Source organism: Flavobacterium sp. JAS (assembly GCF_020991455.1).
In the GTDB taxonomy this organism is placed as follows: domain Bacteria; phylum Bacteroidota; class Bacteroidia; order Flavobacteriales; family Flavobacteriaceae; genus Flavobacterium.
This window is the reverse complement of the sequence record NZ_JAJMOX010000001.1, coordinates 346,657-366,307: the sequence shown is the minus strand read 5'-3', so window position 1 is coordinate 366,307 and position 19,651 is coordinate 346,657. Positions and strand designations below refer to the sequence as shown.

The 19,651-nt window shown below is 33.9% G+C and carries 20 protein-coding genes; 10 read left to right on the top strand and 10 right to left on the bottom strand.

Translation table 11 applies throughout. From position 1 onward, the window contains the following. The first annotated feature begins 146 nt into the window (after positions 1-146). The 8 genes from LPB88_RS01505 to LPB88_RS01470 all read left to right on the top strand — a co-directional run bounded on the left by LPB88_RS01505 (position 147) and on the right by LPB88_RS01470 (position 5,522). A complete protein-coding gene (locus LPB88_RS01505; protein ID WP_230712045.1) occupies positions 147-1,235 on the top strand; it encodes a WG repeat-containing protein in 1,089 nt (362 codons plus the stop codon). Positions 1,236-1,311: 76 nt separating this feature from the next. Continuing rightward, positions 1,312-1,644: a multidrug efflux SMR transporter gene (locus tag LPB88_RS01500; RefSeq protein WP_230712044.1), complete on the top strand. Its 333-nt coding sequence runs from the start codon at positions 1,312-1,314 to the stop codon at positions 1,642-1,644. Positions 1,645-1,655: 11 nt separating this feature from the next. Then, positions 1,656-2,123 (top strand): GNAT family N-acetyltransferase, encoded by a 468-nt coding sequence (locus LPB88_RS01495; protein ID WP_230712043.1) that lies wholly within the window; start codon positions 1,656-1,658, stop codon positions 2,121-2,123. A gap of 123 nt (positions 2,124-2,246) precedes the next feature. Further along, entirely contained in the window at positions 2,247-3,092 is an 846-nt protein-coding gene (locus LPB88_RS01490) for a methylated-DNA--[protein]-cysteine S-methyltransferase (RefSeq protein WP_230712042.1), read from the top strand. A 72-nt stretch (positions 3,093-3,164) separates the two neighbouring features. Beyond that, positions 3,165-3,887 carry an alpha/beta fold hydrolase gene (locus LPB88_RS01485; protein WP_230712041.1) on the top strand — a complete coding sequence of 241 codons (723 nt, stop codon included), beginning with the start codon at positions 3,165-3,167 and terminating at the stop codon, positions 3,885-3,887. A gap of 2 nt (positions 3,888-3,889) precedes the next feature. Beyond that, positions 3,890-4,603 (top strand): 2OG-Fe(II) oxygenase, encoded by a 714-nt coding sequence (locus LPB88_RS01480; protein WP_230712040.1) that lies wholly within the window; start codon positions 3,890-3,892, stop codon positions 4,601-4,603. Between the two features lie 78 nt (positions 4,604-4,681). Continuing rightward, positions 4,682-4,927, top strand: a complete 246-nt coding sequence (locus LPB88_RS01475; RefSeq protein WP_230712039.1) for an Ada metal-binding domain-containing protein — start codon at positions 4,682-4,684, stop codon at positions 4,925-4,927. Next, a complete protein-coding gene (locus tag LPB88_RS01470) occupies positions 4,914-5,522 on the top strand; it encodes an alpha-ketoglutarate-dependent dioxygenase AlkB (protein ID WP_230712038.1) in 609 nt (202 codons plus the stop codon). Before LPB88_RS01475 ends, LPB88_RS01470 begins: the two co-directional genes overlap by 14 nt. A 46-nt stretch (positions 5,523-5,568) precedes the next feature. Here LPB88_RS01470 and LPB88_RS01465 read toward each other — a convergent pair whose 3' ends face one another. The 6 genes from LPB88_RS01465 to LPB88_RS01440 form a co-directional block, all read right to left on the bottom strand. Then, on the bottom strand, positions 5,569-5,928 hold the full coding sequence (locus tag LPB88_RS01465; RefSeq protein WP_230712037.1) for a hypothetical protein: 360 nt from the start codon (positions 5,926-5,928) through the stop codon (positions 5,569-5,571). Between the two features lie 60 nt (positions 5,929-5,988). Continuing rightward, positions 5,989-6,741: an SDR family oxidoreductase gene (locus LPB88_RS01460; RefSeq protein ID WP_230712036.1), complete on the bottom strand. Its 753-nt coding sequence runs from the start codon at positions 6,739-6,741 to the stop codon at positions 5,989-5,991. An 88-nt stretch (positions 6,742-6,829) separates the two neighbouring features. Beyond that, positions 6,830-7,570 carry an SDR family oxidoreductase gene (locus tag LPB88_RS01455; RefSeq protein ID WP_230712035.1) on the bottom strand — a complete coding sequence of 247 codons (741 nt, stop codon included), beginning with the start codon at positions 7,568-7,570 and terminating at the stop codon, positions 6,830-6,832. A 93-nt stretch (positions 7,571-7,663) separates the two neighbouring features. Continuing rightward, positions 7,664-8,590, bottom strand: a complete 927-nt coding sequence (locus LPB88_RS01450; RefSeq protein WP_230712034.1) for an AraC family transcriptional regulator — start codon at positions 8,588-8,590, stop codon at positions 7,664-7,666. 62 nt (positions 8,591-8,652) lie between these two features. Beyond that, positions 8,653-8,973: an MmcQ/YjbR family DNA-binding protein gene (locus LPB88_RS01445; protein WP_230712033.1), complete on the bottom strand. Its 321-nt coding sequence runs from the start codon at positions 8,971-8,973 to the stop codon at positions 8,653-8,655. A 31-nt stretch (positions 8,974-9,004) separates the two neighbouring features. After that, positions 9,005-9,760 (bottom strand): NUDIX domain-containing protein, encoded by a 756-nt coding sequence (locus tag LPB88_RS01440; protein ID WP_230712032.1) that lies wholly within the window; start codon positions 9,758-9,760, stop codon positions 9,005-9,007. A 395-nt stretch (positions 9,761-10,155) separates the two neighbouring features. On the opposite strand from LPB88_RS01440, the gene LPB88_RS01435 reads away from it, so the two are divergent. Next, positions 10,156-10,374 carry a hypothetical protein gene (locus LPB88_RS01435; protein WP_230712031.1) on the top strand — a complete coding sequence of 73 codons (219 nt, stop codon included), beginning with the start codon at positions 10,156-10,158 and terminating at the stop codon, positions 10,372-10,374. A gap of 296 nt (positions 10,375-10,670) precedes the next feature. After that, a complete protein-coding gene (locus tag LPB88_RS01430) occupies positions 10,671-12,692 on the top strand; it encodes a hypothetical protein (RefSeq protein ID WP_230712030.1) in 2,022 nt (673 codons plus the stop codon). A gap of 297 nt (positions 12,693-12,989) precedes the next feature. On the opposite strand, the gene LPB88_RS01425 is transcribed toward LPB88_RS01430, so the two are convergent. The 4 genes from LPB88_RS01425 to LPB88_RS01410 form a co-directional block, all read right to left on the bottom strand. Beyond that, complete coding sequence (locus tag LPB88_RS01425) at positions 12,990-15,215, bottom strand: glycoside hydrolase family 3 N-terminal domain-containing protein (RefSeq protein WP_230712029.1); 2,226 nt, start codon at positions 15,213-15,215, stop codon at positions 12,990-12,992. Between the two features lie 98 nt (positions 15,216-15,313). Beyond that, complete coding sequence (locus tag LPB88_RS01420) at positions 15,314-16,738, bottom strand: glycoside hydrolase family 30 beta sandwich domain-containing protein (RefSeq protein WP_230712028.1); 1,425 nt, start codon at positions 16,736-16,738, stop codon at positions 15,314-15,316. Between the two features lies 1 nt (position 16,739). Beyond that, on the bottom strand, positions 16,740-17,579 hold the full coding sequence (locus LPB88_RS01415; RefSeq protein ID WP_230712027.1) for an endonuclease/exonuclease/phosphatase family protein: 840 nt from the start codon (positions 17,577-17,579) through the stop codon (positions 16,740-16,742). A 315-nt stretch (positions 17,580-17,894) separates the two neighbouring features. Then, positions 17,895-19,649, bottom strand: coding sequence for a cellulase family glycosylhydrolase (locus LPB88_RS01410; RefSeq protein WP_230712026.1), 1,755 nt, complete (start codon positions 19,647-19,649; stop codon positions 17,895-17,897). Positions 19,650-19,651 lie beyond the last annotated feature (2 nt).

Genomic DNA, 19,651 nt, shown 5'->3' with positions numbered 1-19,651 from the left:
GCCCTCTTATCGGGATGCTGTCGGGCTATCCGGGCTACTTCGGTAGCCTCCTCCCATCCCTCACGCAAAAAAATCAAGAAAGCAACCCATAAGCCAGACATTCTTTTTTCAAAAGCTTATTCTTATATTTACCACAAATACTTTTCATGAAACAATTTATTCTGTTCAATCTATTTTTATTTATAAACTGTTCCGTATTTGCTCAAAATAATGATACCTGGATTTCATTTTGGGACAAAGACACCACACACATCGGATTTAAGGATAAAAATGGCGACATCAAAATAACGCCAAAATTTACGAGAATGACTTCTGCTCATAAATTTGACGCTATCATTGCGGTAAGCGAAGATGCAAAGGACGGTTGGAAAAATTATTACTTAACCAAATCCGGAAAAATAGTTGGCCTTGACAGCTTGTATGTTTTTGACAACGGACCAGATTGCGAAAATGAAGGTTTCATTCGTTTTAGAGACCCCAAAACGGATAAAATGGGTATGTTCAACAGCCAAGGAAAAATTGCCATTCCTGCACTATACAGTAATTTAACAAAAGCCAGAAACGGACTGATTGTCGCATTAAAAGGAGCCATTAAAAAAAAGTTTGACGATGAACATTATGGCTGGACTGGCGGAAAAAAACTTCTTATTGATACCAGTAATAAAGCCTTAGTAGAGAACTTTGAATATGAAAACGATTATGATTTGAACTTTTATTCTTTACAAAAATCAAAAGAACCAAGTAAAGACCCCACAAGAGAAAATTTTCACGGAATTAACGGTCAATATTATTCCTTTATTAATTATGATAAAGAATTTAAATTATGGCTCAAAAACACTTTGCTCTCAGATCTGTCCAAAGAGAATTTACTGAAACATTCATTTGAAAAAACCACCTATTGGAAAAACCCAAACGGATGGGTAAATGAACCAAAAACTAAATTTATCGATCAGAATTACAATCTTTTAAAATTAAAATTACAAGAACTAAATTCTGAAAAAACAGACTATTTTATTTCCTCTGATGGCTTAAATCAATTTATATTTGAAGAAAGTGAATATGAGGATTATTTCAATAATTGTAATGAATCCAAAGAGTGGCAGTATCCTGTTAAAAACATTGTAATATCTTCACAAAATAATGAGGATTTTGGTCAGGATCATTTCGAGTTTTTAAGAACTGAAAATGGTTATAAACTAATAAGTGTTTCTATGTCAAAAGATAATCTTAAATAATTCTTTTTTGATTTTACATTTTCACTTTCTACATCTCACTCAAAAACAAAGCTTAACTTTGTGAAAAACGTGAAATATGAAAAACTTCTTCTTTTTAGGAATCGCTATTATATTCGAAATCATCGCAACTTCGGCCTTAAAAAAATCAGAACAGTTTACACAACTAATTCCTAGCATTGTAACGATTGTCGGGTATTTTGCTGCATTTTACTTTTTGAGCTTTGCAATCAAAACCATTCCCGTTGGAATTGCTTATGCGATTTGGTCCGGCGTTGGAATCGTTTTAATTACTATAATTGGAGCCATTTTTTTCAAACAAATACCAGATTTACCAGCTATTATTGGATTGGCTTTAATTATGATTGGTGTTGTGGTAATTAATCTTTTCTCTAAAACTACAGCGCATTAATTTCAATTCTAATGGAAATAAATTTCAGAAAAGCGACAATTTCAGACCTGAAAGAGATGCAGGAATTGTATATCGAAACCATTCAGCATATTTGTAGAAACGATTATAATCCGGCTCAAATTGAAGCTTGGATTTTCGGAGTTCACAATACAGATCGTTGGCTTGAAGTCATTAATACTCAATTTGTTTTATTGGCAATTTTAGAACATAAAATCACCGGTTTCGGAACTTTAAAAGACGGAAATTACATTGATTTCTTTTATATTCATAAAGACTTTCAAAGACAAGGAATCGCTGATAAAATCTTAACCGAATTAGAACTAGAAGCCAAAAAACACCATACAAAAACTATAACATCAGACATCAGTATTACAGCAAAACCATTCTTCGAAAAGAAAGGTTTTAGAGTAAAAGCCGAGCAAAAAAATATAAGATTAGGAGTCGAGCTGATTAATTACAAAATGGAAAAGGATTTATAGTATCAATTGTTTCAGGTTTCAAGTTGCTGCAGAACGTGAAACCTGAAACAAAAAAACACCGCAAGTTTCGGATTTTATACCCGCAAAAACCAATCGATATTTGTATTATAAAATTGAATGAAAATGAACACACAGGAAAACATCAATTATAATCGAATTGCAGATGCGATTGATTATATCAAAGCCAATTTTAAAGCGCAACCCAATCTTGATGACGTTGCCGAAAAAGTGCATTTAAGTCCGTTTCACTTTCAGCGTTTGTTTACTGAATGGGCAGGAACAAGTCCGAAGAAATTTTTGCAATATATTAGTGTTGAACATGCCAAAAAAATCCTGAAAGAAGACAACCAGGCTACCTTATTTGACGCTGCTTTTGACACTGGACTTTCCGGAACAAGCCGTCTTCATGATTTATTTATAAACATCGAAGGCATGACTCCCGCAGAATATAAAAATGGCGGAAAGAACTTAGAAATCAATTTCAGTTTTGCAGAAAGTCCGTTTGGAAATATTATTGTGGCTTCTACCCAAAAAGGCATTTGCTTTATGGCTTTCGCCGAAAGTGAAGAAATTGGGTTTGAAAACTTAATACATAAATTTCCGAATGCAACATTCTCCAGAAAACTGGATTTAGTACAGCAAAATGCTTTATTTATTTTTCAGAACGACTGGAGTAAATTATCTGAAATCAAACTGCATTTAAAAGGAACCAATTTTCAGCTGAAAGTTTGGGAAACCTTGCTCAAAATTCCAATGGGACAATTGTCTACTTATGGTTCTATTGCGCAACAAATCGAGAAACCTAATGCTTCCAGAGCTGTCGGAACGGCAATTGGCAGTAACCCTGTAGCCTTTTTAATTCCGTGTCATCGTGTTATTCAATCCACTGGAACCTTTGGCGGTTATATGTGGGGAAACACTCGAAAAACGGCTATAATTGGCTGGGAAGGTGCTCAAATCAATTTATAATTGAGCAAGAAACGGATTTTATTTTGCTGCCTTCAAAAGTAATTTTGTCTTATAATTTTAACTATTTAAGACATGAAAACATTTATTTTAATTCACGGTTCGTGGCATAGTGCATGGAATTGGCATAAAGTAATTCCAATTTTAGAAAGCAAAGGCCATAAAGCAATTGCTGTTGATTTACCAGGAATGGGAAGAGACAAAACTCCAATTAGTGAAGTAACATTTCAAAAATCTGTAGCATCAATTTGCAAACTAATCGACAGTTTAGACTCTAAAGTTATACTTGTAGGTCATAGCAAAAATGGTATTATGATTTCGCAGGCGGCAGAATATCGATCAGCAAAAATCGAAAAATTGATTTATTTAGCCGCTTATCTAATTCCGAATGGTAAAACTCAAAGTCAATATTCTGCTCAAGATATTAATGGTATTTTAAAACCGTACGTAACAAGATATCCAGAACTCAATGCTCACACTTTACAGCCCGAAATTTACAAAGAAGGCCTTTACCATGATTGCGACGAAACAATTACGGAATTGGCAAAATTATTATTAAGCCATGAATCTGTAGAATCCGGTATTACACCTTTAGAACTATCAGAAGAAAAATATGGAAGTGTTCCCAGGTTTTATATCGAATGTACTGAAGACAAGGCAGTAACCCCTTTTATTCAAAGAAAAATGTATGCTGAAACAATTTGTCAAAAAGTATATCAAATGCAAACCAGTCACTCTCCTTTTTTTAGTAAACCCGAAGAACTATCTTCAATTTTCTGCGAAATAGCAACGTCATAAAAATGCAAAATATACCATCAAAAATTGCTTCTCTTAATTGGGAAAGCATCACCGAATCTATGCACGAAAATGGATTTGCAATCATTCCAAATGTGCTTAATAACGAACAATGCGAAGATTTAAAATTTAATTATGATAATCCAAGTTTATATCGAAAAACAGTTGTAATGGAGCGCTATCGTTTTGGTTTAGGCGAATACAAATATTTTAATTATCCGTTGCCAAATTTAATTCAAAACATTCGTTCGGCTATTTATCCAAAACTGGCGCCAATTGCAAATGCCTGGATGAAAGCATTAAATATCAATACTGTTTTTCCTGAAACCCACGAAAAATTGTTAGAAGAATGTCACGCCAATAATCAGCTAAAAGCAACTGTTTTAATTTTAAAATATGGTAAAAGTGGTTTTAATACTTTGCATCAGGATTTATACGGAGATATTTATTTTCCAATTCAGATAGTGCTTTTTCTGAACGAACCCGACAAAGATTTTACAGGCGGCGAATTTGTATTAACGCAGCAAACGCCCAGAGCACAATCGAAGGCAATTGTACTAAAACCTAAAAAAGGTGATATATTGATTTTTACGACCAATTTCAGACCTGTAAAAGGCACAAAGGGATATTATCGAGTGAATATGAAACATGGTGTGAGCGAAATTCATTCGGGCGAACGACATACATTGGGCATTATTTTTCATGATGCGTTATCTTAAGGGACAAAGGCTCAAAGGCGCAGAGGCACAAAGCTGTAAACCTTTGAACCTCTGCACCTTTAAACCTTAAGAAAAGAAATGATTCAACACAACAAAATTTCGGATTCAGATCTTCGGAATAAAATTAAAAATGCGGAAATTTGCTTTGGTGGAAACCAAAAATTAAAAATCTACGGCACACTAAAATGTTCTTCAGGAAAAAGAATGAAACGTGAAAATCGAGTTTTCTTTTTATCTGAAAGTGAAGCGAAACAAAATGGTTTCAGACCTTGCGGACATTGTATGAAAACCGAATATCAAAAATGGAAAAATGGACTTATTTAATCCGCATACAGACGAAACGACCAATTTACTTCCGAAAGATGGAACTGTAAATTATTATGGTAAACTATTTTCCAGAGAAGAATCTAATCGTTATTTGGAGTTGCTTTTAAATACCATTGAATGGAAAAATGATGAAGCTATAATCTTCGGGAAATTAATTTTGACCAAACGAAAAGTAGCCTGGTACGGTGATTCGGGTTTTGAATATACGTACTCGAATACCACAAAAAAAGCACTTCCGTGGACCAAGGAATTACTCGAATTAAAAACTGTTATTGAACAAGAAACAGGCGAAACATTCAACTCTTGTTTACTCAATTTATATCATTCCGGTGAAGAAGGAATGGCTTGGCACAGCGATGCCGAAAAAGATTTAAAAAAGAATGGAGCAATTGGTTCCGTAAGTTTTGGCGCTGAACGTAAGTTTGCTTTCAAACATAAAGAAACCAAAGAAACGGTTTCGTTAATCTTAGAACACGGCAGTTTATTGGTCATGAAAGACACTACCCAAACGCATTGGTTACATCGTTTACCACCAACTAAAACGACCTCAAAACCTCGGGTAAATTTGACTTTTAGAACAATTGTCAAGTAAATATATACTGCCAAACCCGACAGGTTTTTAAAACCTGTCGGGTTTGCTAATTTAAAAGAACTTTAGTAAAAGGATGTTTCCAATAAACCAAAATTAGATTCATAGCTAAAAATGGTATCTCGATAAACGCTCCTTTTATATTTTGGTTTTGAATCTGGAGAAAGATTAAAAGCAGAATCGTTGCCGCCATTAAAAAGTTTCCTGCGAGAAATGTTTTGGGAAAGAAAATCAAAATACCGCTGCCTAAAGTGGTTATTCCAAATAGCAGAATTTCAGTTTTATTGAAATTAAACTCTTCGAACATTTCCATCATTTCTGTTTCACCACTTATGATAGCAAAACCTTGTTTTATTCCCATAAAAACTACAAATAGAAACAACCCTGAATGTAAAATTTTCAGTATCATATTTTTAAATTTAAAAGCAGTAAAACACCTCGATATTTTACTGCTTTTGGATTTCTTTTTTTAGTTTGTTGCGCCTCCATTTACCAATAAATGCTGACCATTAACAAAAGAAGACAAATCGCTGGCAAAAAACTCCGCTACATTGGCAACATCTTCTACTTCGGCCAAACGCTGCATTGGACAACTGTCTAATAATTGTTTTCTTAGTTCCGGATAACTATCTGCTTCAGCAAAAATCCCTGAGTGATCAACCGCAAACGGAATAATAGAATTTACCGTGATTCCTTTATGTCCGATTTCTTTAGACAAGATATCTACCAAATATCTCGGTGTTGTTTTACTTCCTCCATAAACCGCCATTCCGGGAACGGGGAAAGAAGTTGTACTTGAAGCGATGTAAATAATTCTACCGTTATTTTCGACATATTTTGCGGCTTGCTGCAAAGTAAAATAAGTTCCTTTTGTATTGATCGAAAATACTTTATCGAATTGTTCTTCTGTAAATTCAGTTACGGGAACTTCTACCATTTCGATTCCGGCATTTGCCACGACAATATCTATTTTCCCGAATGCTTTTTTAGCTTCGCCAAATAAATATTCTAAATCAGCTACTTTGCTTACGTCCGCTTTTACTGCGATTGCTTTTACACCCATCGCCAGAACGTTGCTCAAAACTTCATCGGCGGAAGCCTTATCTCTTGAATAATTAATAACGATATCTGCTCCTAATGCAGCATAACGTTCTGCAATTGTTTTTCCTAATCCTCTTGCTGATCCGGTAATAAGGGCTACTTTATTTTTTAGATTTTTCATAATGTTTTTTTTAGTTTTTTAGACTTCTTAGACTTACTTAGATTTTTTTGACTTTAGACTTTATGACTTTTAAACTTTAGACTAAAGCCTAAGCCATTCCACCGTTTACGCCAATGTTTTGCGCTGTAATCCATTTTGCTGAATCGCTTGCCAAAAACACAACAACTTTTGCAATATCATCTGGTTCTCCTAAACGATTGAAGGCAGAAAGTGATGCTAAACGATCGATTACTTCTTGTGGTTTTCCTGTAGTAAATAATTCGGTATTTGTTGGTCCTGGGGAAACGGAGTTTACGTTGATTCCTTTGCTTCCTATTTCTTTAGAAAACACTCTCGTTAGTTGTTCCACAGCAGCTTTTGTAGCTACATAAGTTGCATAAGAAGGCAACATGATTCTATTTACAGAAGTTGAAAAGTTGATAATACTTCCGTTGTTTTCTAAACGAGTCGCAGCTTCACGCATCGTGTTGAAAGTTCCTTTTACGTTGATATCAAATTGTCTTGTAAAATCTTCGTCTGTAGTGTCTTTGATTAATTTGGTAATCATGATTCCGGCGTTGTTTACCAACACATCGATTTTCCCAAAGTGTGCGATTGCAACATCAAATAAGTTTTTTACCTCAGCTGTTTTACTTACATCGGCCTGAACTGCGATTGCTTCTCCGCCTTTTGCAATAATTTGTGCTACAACTTTATCAGCTGCATCTTTACTGCCTGAATAGTTGATGATTACTTTGGCTCCAGCCTCTGAAATTTGATTTGCAATTGTAGCTCCAATTCCTCTTGAAGCTCCTGTAACTAATACTACTTTTCCGTTTAAAGTTTCCATTTTTTCTTTGTTTAAAAATTATAGTACAAAGGTGCGATGGACGTGCTTCTGAAAAAGTACGCGTTTTAAAGCAAAAGATGCAAATTTCTAAGATTAGCCTTTTTTATGCTCTTTTTTGTAGTTTGCAGGTGTAGTTTGGGTGTTTTTTTTGAAATAATTGCTAAAATGAGCTGATTCTGTAAAGCCTAACAGAAAGGCAATTTCTTTAATACTCATTTCCGAATTCTGAAGTAATGATTTTGCTTCGGCAATTGTTTTCTCGGATAACCACGTCATAATGGTTTTCCCGGTTTTCGTCTTTATCACATTACTCAAATAATTTGGGTGCAGACTTTGGAGTTCTGCATAATCGTTTACACGAAAAATTCTTTCGGTTTTATGATGTACTAAATCGCGGAAATGGTTTTCTATATTTTGTTTGAAGGTTTTTACGATTTGTGAACTTCTGTTTCCTTCATATATAGGATCGTAATCGGTCCAGAAATGTTCTTTTATTTTTAGCAGAATTACAATAAACAGGTTTCCTATGATTCTATATTTGTAAATTGAATTTTCATGATATTCTTTATGAATCTGAAGATACAAACGTTCCATTTCGGCGAAAGCCACAACTTCCATTTTTTTGGGCTGAATGGTTTCTGTCAATAAAAATGAAAACTCATTGAAGATATCGTGATGCAGATTCTCTTTCAGGAAAGTTTCATCAAAAGTGATTAAATAAACTTCTTCGATCGTATTCCATCTAAAAGTTCTGTAATTACTTGGATTGGTAAAATAGATTGAACCGGGAAGTATTTCAAACGTGCTTCCATCGATGGTATATTCGCCGGAACCGTTTTTTACAAAGACGAAAGAAAAATAATTGGGACGAAAAACCGGAGATTGATACGGCAATTGAAACGGAATATCTTTCAGATTATGAATCGTAAATCCTGAATCCTGATGAATCAAATCGACCGGAAGTCCTAAATCATGGTATAAATCGTATAATGTTTTGGATATGATCTCTTTTTCTTTCATTATAAATACGTTCTAAACCCGACAGGTTTTATCCCGAAGCTTCGGGACTGTCGGGTTTGTAATTACTTCTTTTTTGATATTACATTTTGATACGAAAGTGATAACGCATCTTCAAACATTTCGGGTCTTACTTTTGAAAGCTCTACAATTGTCCAGCCTTGTTTTCCCCATTTATTAGGTACTGGATAAAAAATCATTTCGCTTGAAGCGGAAAAAACAGATTGATCGATTTCATTTAATTTCAAAACTGCGTGATTATTTTTTTCATCAAAAGTCGCGAATATTTTTTTGTTGATTCTAAAAGACGTTTTCTCGAAGTGCGGTTCTTCCGTTGCATTTTCAAAGGCCAAAGCTAATTCTCTGAATGTTTCTATTGAAACCATAATCGCTAATTTTAAAATTAATCTTTAATTCTTACCAGCCTTGATTTAGTCCGTTTTTGAGGACTTCTTCGTATTTATCTTTATCAAACGAATATAAATTTGGCGCTTTATGTGCGACATTGCTTTTCTTTTCGTCGAGTTTTGTCAGGATTCCAATGTTGGTTATTTTTCTTAGAAAATTTCTTCTGTCCAGCTTTTTATCCAAAATCGTTTCATACAATTTCTGAAGTTCGGGCATTGTAAATTTTTCCGGCAATAAATTATATCCAATTGGCATTAAATTCAATTCAATTCTGAGTGTATCTAAAGCTTTATCCAGAATTTCTTTATGATCTAAAATAAGTTCCGGAACTTCTTTATGATCAATCCATTCTATCACTTCTTCTTTATTGGCACACTTTGGGATCGTTTTTAGAAAATCAACCAAGGCATAATAGCCAATCGTTACAAAACGCTGTGTGAGCCATTTTCCTTTTTCTTCTTCAATTTTTAAGTATTCTAAAACTTCTTTTCCAAAATGCTGATCGTTCCGTTTTATTTTTCCGAAGGTTGCAAATTGTCTCAAAAAGATTCCCTCTACTCCTGTTCTGCTGTTTAAAACAGTTACTGCCGCTGTATCAATATCCTGATCAATCGGAATAAATCCGCCGGGTAAAGACCATTTTTCGCTGTGCGGAATTTTAATCAATAAAACCTTGAGCTGATTGTCGTGAAAACCAAAAATCACACAATCTATTGAAAGTCCAGGTTGGTAATTTTGATTATTTTCTACAATGTCTTTTAACATCTACTTTTTATTAAATACAACTTTCCAGTTTTGATTGGTACTGCAATTTAATTCATTTTTATAAAACCGGGGCGTTTTTTCGAAATTCCCACGGAATTATTGTGTTGAACCACCTCAAATACAAGTGTTAAAATCACAATTTTTACTTAAAAATAAAAAACAAATTGAAAAAAATAAGTACATTGCGTCATAATAACACATTAAGCACTTAACTTGTTGTTTTTGCAACAAAAAGACATTAAAAAAAATAAGTACAAGGAGAAAATATATAATTGATTATTATTAACACTGCAGTTCTGTAACATAAGTTAAAACACAGCGTCTCTTATATATAGAAAATATAAATTGGTTTAAATATGAGCATTCCAAACCTAGAAAAACTGAACAAGAAGTTTATGAAAAGACTATATTCTTCTTTTGGATTAGTATCCAAAAATGATCTTCTGGAGGCTTCTATAAAATATAGCGAAGAACAGGAGAGAATTTTCAATCAGATGATTGTTGAAACTGAAGCGAAGGATAAAAAAGCAAAACGCGAAGCTTTTGACAAGGCCTTATATGCATCTTATAAAGGGATTGGCGCTATGGATTTTATAAATACGGTTTTAAAATAATTCTGATTTTATATTTTACTGCTACATTTTAATCTCTTTCCTTTTCCGAAAATTGTAATCTCTTTTGCGTAGTTATTGGCGTTTTTACTACTATTGCCCTTTACAACTTTCTCAATTCTTTCAGAATTTCATTAAATTATCTAAGATTAAACTTCTATATAATCAGATAATAAAATCTTTATTGTAAGAAAACCGAACTTATCTCAATAATCAATCTGCCACTATTAGATATTGTCAAAATTCTATATTTTTGTTTTATACGAAAGATTTTACCTACTTCAATTAAAAGCCTTACTATGGAACAAGCTCTTCAATCAGAAAATTATAAAATTCAAAAACCGGAACATTGGGCAAGCAATATTAATGATGCTCAACTTATTGAATATATCAAAGAATCTGAATTCTCTCAAAAACAAGCTGATGAGGGACGTGATTATTGTTATTTTTTAGATAAAATATATTACACAAGTGACACTGAAAATAGTGAATATGCTTGTCTTGCTTATACCCTAAACGAACCTGCGAATTTAGAAAGAGCATCTGTAGTAGATGTTGTTCTGGAAGAAAATGAAACATATCTTATACACAGAATCAGCGTTTTGAGAGATGGTGTTTTGGTGGATAAAATTCCGGACACTAAAATCAAAACTCTGGACAGCGAAAACCAAAGCGGTGGCGGCGTTCTTAGCAGTAATAAGAAAGTCAATATTACGATAAAAGATCTTCGTCTTTATGATATTTTGATTATGGAGGATTCCAGAGTTAAAGTTTTTACTGATCGTGATTTTTTACGCAAAGAGTTCTCTAAATATGTTTGGATAGGTCCGGACAGTTATTGGGCTTACGGAAAATATAAGTTTACTTTTAAGAACGATCGCGAAAGAACAATTGCCTATAAAAAGACTTTTTTTAGAGATGAAGACGGAAATGTTCTGGAACCGGAAGTCAACTATTTGAAAAAAGGAGAAGAATACGTAATCGAAGAAGACAACTTTATCAATTTTGTGGATTCGAATCGAGAGGTTTCTCCCTTTATTGATTTTGCAACAGATGATAATTGGAAAGAATTATCAAATTATATTGCTCCAATTTATGATGCTATTTTTGAGAAATCTTCTCTAAAGGAATTTGCGCCGGACTTAATCGAAAAGCTTGACAAAATTGACAATAAAGATGAGCAGCTGCAATTTGCGATAGAATATGTGCAAAATCACATTAACTATATTTACAATGCAGATGAGATGAACGGTCATAAACCTCAAGAACCGTCTATTACTTATGAGAACAAACAGGGTGATTGCAAGGCAAAATCTGTTTTGTTAAAGGTGATTTTAGATTATATTGGCGTTGACTCTTCAATTATTTTGGTCAATTTCAATACGGACTTCTACATGAAATATTATTTGCCATCGTTACTGACTTTTAATCATGTAATTGTTAAGATTAATTACAAAGATGAAAGTTATTTTGTAGATGCAACTCTTCGTGATGAATTTGGATTTATTGAAAATCGCGGTTTTATCTTCTTTATGCATTATCTGGAGGTTAAACCAAATCTGGAATTACAAATTAAACCGCCACATCGTTTTCCTTATTATGCTGTTGATGAAAAATCAGAACTTATTGTAGAAAACAATATTGGTAAACTAAAGTTAACAACGAAATACAAAGGAAATCGCGCAAATTATATGCGTAAATATTTCAAGAAAACGAATAAAAGAGAAATCATTGACAGTTGGAATAATTTCTTTTTTCATACGCTAAACTATGTCAATGACAGAAACGGAACGGATCTTAGAAATATATTTAAAGATGCTGCAATTGAAATCGTAAGTGATGACAAAAAGCAGAATGAATTTATAATTGAATACAAAACAACAATTGAAAACCCTTATTATACAGATGGTAAAAACAACCGTTTTTTAATGTATTTTGATGGAAATATTGTCAAAAACAGCGCTAGGGATTTTATGCATAAAGACATTACTTTCTGGCATAATTTTGACAGCGAGCGATTTGAAATCCAACTTGTGACGGATCAAAAAATAGATGTTGCGGAGAAATTTACAATCCAGGAAAGCACGATCAATAATCCGTATTTTGATTACACGAGTCGTAAAAAAATTACCAAAAACGGAGGAACTATCGTTATTGATTTTAAACCATTAATAAACTTAGAAATTCCGGAGAAGGATTTTGAAGATTTCAGAACTGCACATCATGAAGTTGCAGACAGTAATTTTGGAATTGGAGTTGATATTATTGAAGAAGGTATTCTAAATAAACTAAAATTCAATTTCAAAAAGCATTTTAATTAAAAGCTCCGGAGGAGCGCAATATTTATAGCCAATTCAACAACGTTCGTTCAATTAGCTCCAGCGGAGTAATTAGAAAAATCCGTTTTTATCCGCGTTTTCGCTTTAGCGAATCAGTAAATCAGCGTCTAATTTTAACGCTGATAAAACAGATTTACTTCGTAAAAACGCAGATAAAAACGGATTTTATTTTTTAAAAGCTTAATTAATAAAGTTAAATCATATTGGCTTTAATATAAAAAAAGCGGAGTCTTACGATTCCGCTTTTTTGGTTAATTACAGTTTTTGGAGATTGTAATTTTATAGTAATTCAAAGTTTGATCTTAATTTAATATCTGCTGACGAAGTTCCGATCATTAATTCGAAATCGCCCGGTTCAGCTGTCCATTCTAATTTATCATTATAGAATGAAAGTTTCTCTTTGTCAATTGTAAATTCGATCGTTTTAGATTCTCCTGCATTTAATTTTACTTTTTGGAAATCTCTTAATTCTAAGACAGGTCTTACTACTGAACCAAATTTATCTTTCAAATACAATTGCACTACTTCTTCGCCCGCAAGTTTTCCAACGTTTGATAATTGAAATGAAACTTTAATGGTTTCGTTGCTTTTTATTTTAGTCGAAGATAATTTCAAATCAGCATAATTGAATTGTGTATAACTCAATCCGTATCCGAAAGGATATTTAGGTGAGTTTTTTAAATCGATATAAGCTGAAACATAATTGGTTTGATTTTCATCTTTTGCAGGTCTTCCTGTACTGAAATGGTTGTAATAAATAGGCACTTGCCCAACTTCTCTCGGGAATGTCATTGGCAATTTTCCTGAAGGATTATAATCTCCAAATAAAACATTTGCAATCGCATTTCCTGCCTCAGTTCCTAACCACCAAGTATAAACAATTGCCGGAACGTTGTCTGCTGTCCAATTAAAAACAAGAGGTCTTCCTGCATTTATCAAAACTACAACCGGTTTTCCTGTTGCCTGAATTGCTTTTACTAAATCTTCCTGAACGCCCGGTAAACCAAGATCACTACGGCTTTTTGCCTCACCGCTCATATCACGTCTTTCGCCAATACTCAAAATAACAACATCAGCTTGTTTTGCGGTTGCAACTGCTTCGGCAAATCCGTCTTTGTTATCTCCGTCTACTTCGCAACCTTTTGCGTAAAGCAATTTAGTATTTTTGCCTACTTTATTTTGTAAACCATCCCATTGCGAAACTACCCATTTATCATAATTAACATCCGGTAATTCTACTGACCAGAATCCCATATTGGCTTTATATTCTTTTACCATTGGTCCAATAAATGCAATTGTTTTTACACTTTTAGAAATTGGTAATGTTTGATTGTCATTCTTCAATAAAACAATACTTTTTTGCGCCACTTCAAGTGCTGCTTTTCTGTTTTCAGGATTGCTCAAAGCTTTTTCAGCTCTTTTTTCATCTGAATATCTGTAAGGATCATCAAATAATCCTAATTCAAATTTCTTACGAAGAATACGTTTTACCGCATCATCAATTAAATCGATAGAAACTTTACCTTCTTTTACCAACTCGGCAAGATTGTAACGATAGGCATTACTTTCCATATCCATATCACTTCCGGCTGTAATCGCAGAAAGTGCAGCGGCTTTAAGATCTTTTGAATAACCGTGTGCTACCATTTCTCCAATAGAACCCCAGTCAGAAACTACGAATCCCTGAAAGTTCCATTTTCCTTTTAAGATATCACGTTGTAAGTGTACATTTGCTGTTGCAGGAATTCCATTTAAATCATTAAATGAATTCATAAAAGTTGCTGCACCAGCATCAAGAGCTGCTTTAAACGGAGGTAAATAAGTCTCAAGCAACATGCGCTCGCTCATATCTACGGAGTTATAATCTCTTCCACCAACTCCTGCACCATAAGCTGCAAAGTGTTTTACGCATGCCATAACCGAGTTTAAATCACCCAATTTATTTCCTTGGAATCCTTTTACTCTCGCATAAGCAATTTTAGAACCTAAGTAAGTATCTTCTCCGGCACCTTCCATTACTCGTCCCCAACGTGGATCACGACCAATATCAACCATTGGTGCAAATGTCCAGTGTATTCCGCTTGCAGATGCTTCTGTAGCCGCAACTCTTGCTGCCAATTCAATTGCAGCTAAATCCCAACTTGCAGCTTCGGCTAACGGGATTGGAAATGTTGTTTTGTATCCGTGAATGACATCCTGACCAAATAACAACGGAATTTTTAAACGGGATTGCATTGCCAATTCCTGATATTGTCTGGTATATTTTGTTCCGATAATATTAAGCATCGAACCTACTAAACCTGCTTTTATTTCGGCTTGTTTGTTTGGGTTTATGGTGATTGGTCCCGTTGCAGAATTATCGCCAGTGTATTGATTAAGCTGACCTATTTTTTCTTCAATAGTCATTTTTTTCAATAAAGCATTTACTTTCTGATCGATCGTTTCTTGTTGTGCGACCGCAAAAAACGATACCATCAACAAGGTAAATGTGGTTAATTTTTTCATACTTATTTAATATCTATTCTTTAATGGAATATGGAATCGCCATTCTTCATTCCGGTATATGATCTGGAATCATGGCGATTTCATTAATTTAATTTTGATTACCAAACGTAAGTTGTAACTGCACCAGCGTTTAAAGTAGTTGAAATTTGTTTTTGATTGTATTTAATATTGAATGATTCTGTTGAAGTTCCATCATTTTCTACAATTAGAACAATTTGCCCTGAAGGAGTTTTAAACGCAACATTGTATAAGTTATTACTAATATTACTACCAATTCTTACAGATCCTTCCGGAACAAATTTTGAAGCGTGACCTATAATATAATAACCAACTTCTCTTTTGATATTCTGAGCCTGATCGATCATTAATGCGCCTTTGCATGTAGAACATCCGCCTGGCGTAAAGGGTTTGTAATATTCATCATTTGCCAATCCCCATGATAATGCGTTTACACTCCAGTTACGCATCGAACCAATTACTACATTTTTTACGCTCCATTTCAAATCAGATTCAAAACTGCTTCCTGATCCTGTATATTGCTCTGTAAAATATAAATCTTTCTTTGGATATGCGTCGTGAACTTTAGACAAAGCGCTGATATCTCCTTCGTATAAATGAAACGCCGAACCTGCTACAAATGGCAATGCTTTTGCATCTTTTAAAATCGTCAAAGGATATTCAGGTTTATTACAATTGTGGTCGTAAACTACGATTTTGGTTTTAATTTTTGCTTTCGCGAAAGCGGGACCTAAATTATTTCCAATGAAATCTGCCTGTTGTTCAGCAAGCATTAATAAACTCGGATTATTCCCCGGATGCAATGGTTCGTTTTGAGGTGTTATTGCATCAATTACAATTCCCTGCGCTTTCATTGCCTGAATATATTTCACAAAATACTCAGCATAAACCTGATAGTATTTTGGCTGTAAACTTCCGCCTTTTGAGCTTCCGTTATCTTTCATCCAAACTGGTGGTGACCAAGGAGAACCCATAATTTTGATGTTTGGATTTATTGCCAAAATTTCTTTTAAAAGCGGCACGACATCATTTAAATCCGGACCAAGATTAAAATGTTCCAGTTTTAAATCCGTTTGTCCTTCGGGCATATCATCATACGAAAAAACTTTTTCATTCAAATCAGAAGCTCCAATGCTAATTCTTAAATAACTCAAACCAATTGCATCATTATTTCTAGTGAACAATTCCTGAAGCAATGCTTCTTTCTTTGCTTTATCCAGTTTCATGATTGCCTGAGCGCTTCCTCCCGTTAAAGAAAATCCGAAACCTTCGATGGTTTGAAATTTTTGAGAAGCGTCAACCAAAATTGTTTGATTTGAATTCGTTTCTGAATTAAAAACCAAATCATTTTGCTTTTGCAATTTTGATGTTTCATCGGTTGTCGTAATCCAAGCTTCGGCTTTACCAGAAGTGGCAACTGAATTTTTTGAAGTTCCGCATTTTATTTGAACTGCAATAAGTGGCAGTAAAAGTAAAATTTGAAGTTTTTTGTTGATGTTTTTCATTTTAATCTATTTCTATTAAGACAGGTAAATGATCTGACGGATATCTTAAATCTTTAGAATCACTTAATACTGCGTGTTTTTGAATTTTTAGTCCGCTATTTTTAGAAATAAAAATATAATCTATTAATAACGTTACTGGTTTATTGTGCTCAAAATCATTGAATGTTCCTGATGGTCCAAAAGGTTTTTCTATTGAAACATCTCTGGTATCATCCATTACTTTTTTAATTTCTACAATTTGTTTTGTTTCTGGTTCCGAGTTAAAATCTCCCATTAAAAAAACTGGGTATTTTTTGGTATTTATTTCTGCTATTTTCGAAAGCACCAATTCTACTCCTTTAACTCTGGCCACTTCCCCCATGTGATCAAGATGTAAATTAAAAACCCAAAACGTTTTTTTTGTTTTTAAATCTTTAAAAAGTCCATAAGTACAAACCCTATTACAAGCTGCATCCCAACCTCTTGAAACTTTATTTGGTGTTTCTGACAGCCAAAATGTATTAGATTCCTGCACCTGAAAACGGTCTTTTTTATAATAAATCGTACAGGCTTCTCCTGTTCCTTTCTCTTCTCTTCCAATTCCAAACCTATTGTATTTTGGCAAAGCCGAGGCTATATCAATAACCTGATTAGGAGTTGCTTCCTGAACTCCAAAAATATCCGGACTATAAAATTGTATTTGAGAAGTAAAATAATCTTTCCGATTTGGCCATGCATTATCTCCGTCAGATGCAACATCTAAACGAATATTGTAGGTCATAATTTTTAAATTTTGACCATAAAACGAACTGCTTACCAAAAGCAGCATTACCACTAAAATAATTGTATTTATCTTTTTCATGTTAAAAAATTTTGTTCTGGTAAAGCTAATGTTTCAAAGGCTTTACTGAAAAAAATCAATTTAAAACTTATGTTAATTATGTTGTTGCCTTGCAAAAGCCACAAAGGTTCTGTCATTTCGACGGAGGAGAAATCTCCGCAAGTAACTCCGCAACGAAAATCCAATCTTTGTCGAGCTTCTCGCGGAGATTTCTCCTCCGTCGAAATGACAATATTGTGTTTAAGCTTTGCGAGAAAAATTATAGTTTAAAAAAGCTTAACTTAATGACATTGCCCGTAGGGACTACACTATGCATTCGAACAACAACGATGTTTACTATTTTTTATTTATTTTTTTAGTTTCAGAAAAATCTAAATAATTTAGATTAAAGCCTCCTTTTTCAAAAACTACTTTAATTTTACTTGTTCCTGAATTTAGCTCTACTCCTGATAAAACAACTGTTTTGAACTTATCATTTCCTCCAGTTGCCGGAAGTGTGATCGTTTCTGATTTTTTACCGTTTTCTGTTTCTAAATGAAGTTTTCCTTCTGAGTTTTCACTTGAATAACGAATCGCAACTTTGTATGCTTTTTGTTTTGCAACCTGAGTTGTAAACTGAAGCCATTCGCCATCTTCTATAAATGAAACCTGATAACCGTTTGATCCCGCATCTTTACATGGTAAGATATCAACACCATCATTTCTCATGGTATTTCCTTTGTTCCATTGGTCAAAATTGCCAGTTTCTACTCTGTAGTTTATAAAATCCTTATCTGAATATGCATGTTCATTTGTTCCTAAATCATATTGAGTTGCCGCAATTTTTCCCGGAATTGCATGTTTCTTATAAGGTTTTGTATCATTGGTTTGCACTTGTCTAAACATTGCATCGATTACATCCGGTTTAACGGTTACGTTTTCCATTTTGTAATTATCTGCCATTTTCATTAGTGTTTTCTTGGCAAAATCAGCACTTGGTTTTTGACCGCCATCTTTCCAGTACTTCAGTAAAACATCGTATTCCGGAATTTTGGTTACTGAAGTTACTCCGGCAATATTTTCGATTTTTTTCATTGGCCAAAAAGCCCACCCAATATTATTGTTTTCTACTAAAGTCAATGCGTCTTTGAACCAAACATTAGAGTTTTCTCCACTTTCTCCCAACCAAATTGGAACATTGTATTGTTGTCTATAATCCAATATTTTTTGGATAGAAGCTGTAGTGTTGTAGTTCCAGTATTTATGAAAACTTAACGCCATATTTTCATCCCATAAAGGGAAAATTCCGTTGTAATTATTTCCCCAGCAATTTCCTTCAATAAAAATTAAATGGTTGGTATCAACTTCACGAATCGCTTTTGTTACCTGAACCATCAAATCTCTCAAAGGCCCGTTTGAGTTTTCGTCGCAACCGTTTTTATTGGTTCCGGTAAAATTCCAGTTTGGTTCATTGATAATGTCGTAAGCTCCAATCCATTGATTATCTCTGTAACGAGAAGCCAGTTTTTTCCATAAAGCAATCATTTTTTTCTGATTGGCTTCACTTTGCCATAATGATGGTTTTGTAGTATCATAATCAGAGATTGCTGCATCGTTTCCTTGTCCTCCAGGCGCTGCGTGCAAATCAAGAATAAGATAGATTTTGTTTTCGGCACACCATTTCACTAAATTATCAGTCATGGCAAAACCTTCTTCTATCCAAGTGATTTCACCATTTTTTTCCTGTTCAATTGCGGGTGTGTATAAATTGTAATGCATTGGCAAACGAATGGAATTGAATCCCCATTTTGCTAATGAATCAATATCCCGTTTCGTAATTCCGTTTGCTTTATAAGCGGCATAAAACTCTTTTGTTCCTTGTTCTCCAACAACGTCCTGAATTTTTTGCTTGATTACATATTGCGGACTTGCAAAAGGCTGAGTTTGCATCATGTAACCTTCCTGCACCATCCATCCTCCTAATCCTAAACCTCTTAATATTATATTTTTTCCGTTTCCGTCAACAATCTTTTGTCCGTCTCTATGTAAAAAACCTTGTCCGAAAGTTGCAATCGAAACTAGTAACTGTACTATTATAATAATTTTTTTCATCT

Excerpts from the sequence above, each read along its gene's own strand:
- LPB88_RS01410 (WP_230712026.1), bottom strand. The coding sequence starts at position 19,649 with ATGAAAAAAATTATTATAATAGTACAGTTACTAGTTTCGATTGCAACT.
- LPB88_RS01430 (WP_230712030.1), top strand. The coding sequence starts at position 10,671 with ATGGAACAAGCTCTTCAATCAGAAAATTATAAAATTCAAAAACCGGAA.
- LPB88_RS01475 (WP_230712039.1), top strand. The coding sequence starts at position 4,682 with ATGATTCAACACAACAAAATTTCGGATTCAGATCTTCGGAATAAAATT.
- LPB88_RS01420 (WP_230712028.1), bottom strand. The coding sequence starts at position 16,738 with ATGAAAAACATCAACAAAAAACTTCAAATTTTACTTTTACTGCCACTT.
- LPB88_RS01445 (WP_230712033.1), bottom strand. The coding sequence starts at position 8,973 with ATGGTTTCAATAGAAACATTCAGAGAATTAGCTTTGGCCTTTGAAAAT.
- LPB88_RS01485 (WP_230712041.1), top strand. The coding sequence starts at position 3,165 with ATGAAAACATTTATTTTAATTCACGGTTCGTGGCATAGTGCATGGAAT.
- LPB88_RS01490 (WP_230712042.1), top strand. The coding sequence starts at position 2,247 with ATGAACACACAGGAAAACATCAATTATAATCGAATTGCAGATGCGATT.
- LPB88_RS01425 (WP_230712029.1), bottom strand. The coding sequence starts at position 15,215 with ATGAAAAAATTAACCACATTTACCTTGTTGATGGTATCGTTTTTTGCG.
- LPB88_RS01415 (WP_230712027.1), bottom strand. The coding sequence starts at position 17,579 with ATGAAAAAGATAAATACAATTATTTTAGTGGTAATGCTGCTTTTGGTA.
- LPB88_RS01450 (WP_230712034.1), bottom strand. The coding sequence starts at position 8,590 with ATGAAAGAAAAAGAGATCATATCCAAAACATTATACGATTTATACCAT.
- LPB88_RS01435 (WP_230712031.1), top strand. The coding sequence starts at position 10,156 with ATGAAAAGACTATATTCTTCTTTTGGATTAGTATCCAAAAATGATCTT.
- LPB88_RS01455 (WP_230712035.1), bottom strand. The coding sequence starts at position 7,570 with ATGGAAACTTTAAACGGAAAAGTAGTATTAGTTACAGGAGCTTCAAGA.
- LPB88_RS01470 (WP_230712038.1), top strand. The coding sequence starts at position 4,914 with ATGGACTTATTTAATCCGCATACAGACGAAACGACCAATTTACTTCCG.
- LPB88_RS01495 (WP_230712043.1), top strand. The coding sequence starts at position 1,656 with ATGGAAATAAATTTCAGAAAAGCGACAATTTCAGACCTGAAAGAGATG.
- LPB88_RS01505 (WP_230712045.1), top strand. The coding sequence starts at position 147 with ATGAAACAATTTATTCTGTTCAATCTATTTTTATTTATAAACTGTTCC.
- LPB88_RS01465 (WP_230712037.1), bottom strand. The coding sequence starts at position 5,928 with ATGATACTGAAAATTTTACATTCAGGGTTGTTTCTATTTGTAGTTTTT.
- LPB88_RS01480 (WP_230712040.1), top strand. The coding sequence starts at position 3,890 with ATGCAAAATATACCATCAAAAATTGCTTCTCTTAATTGGGAAAGCATC.
- LPB88_RS01440 (WP_230712032.1), bottom strand. The coding sequence starts at position 9,760 with ATGTTAAAAGACATTGTAGAAAATAATCAAAATTACCAACCTGGACTT.
- LPB88_RS01460 (WP_230712036.1), bottom strand. The coding sequence starts at position 6,741 with ATGAAAAATCTAAAAAATAAAGTAGCCCTTATTACCGGATCAGCAAGA.
- LPB88_RS01500 (WP_230712044.1), top strand. The coding sequence starts at position 1,312 with ATGAAAAACTTCTTCTTTTTAGGAATCGCTATTATATTCGAAATCATC.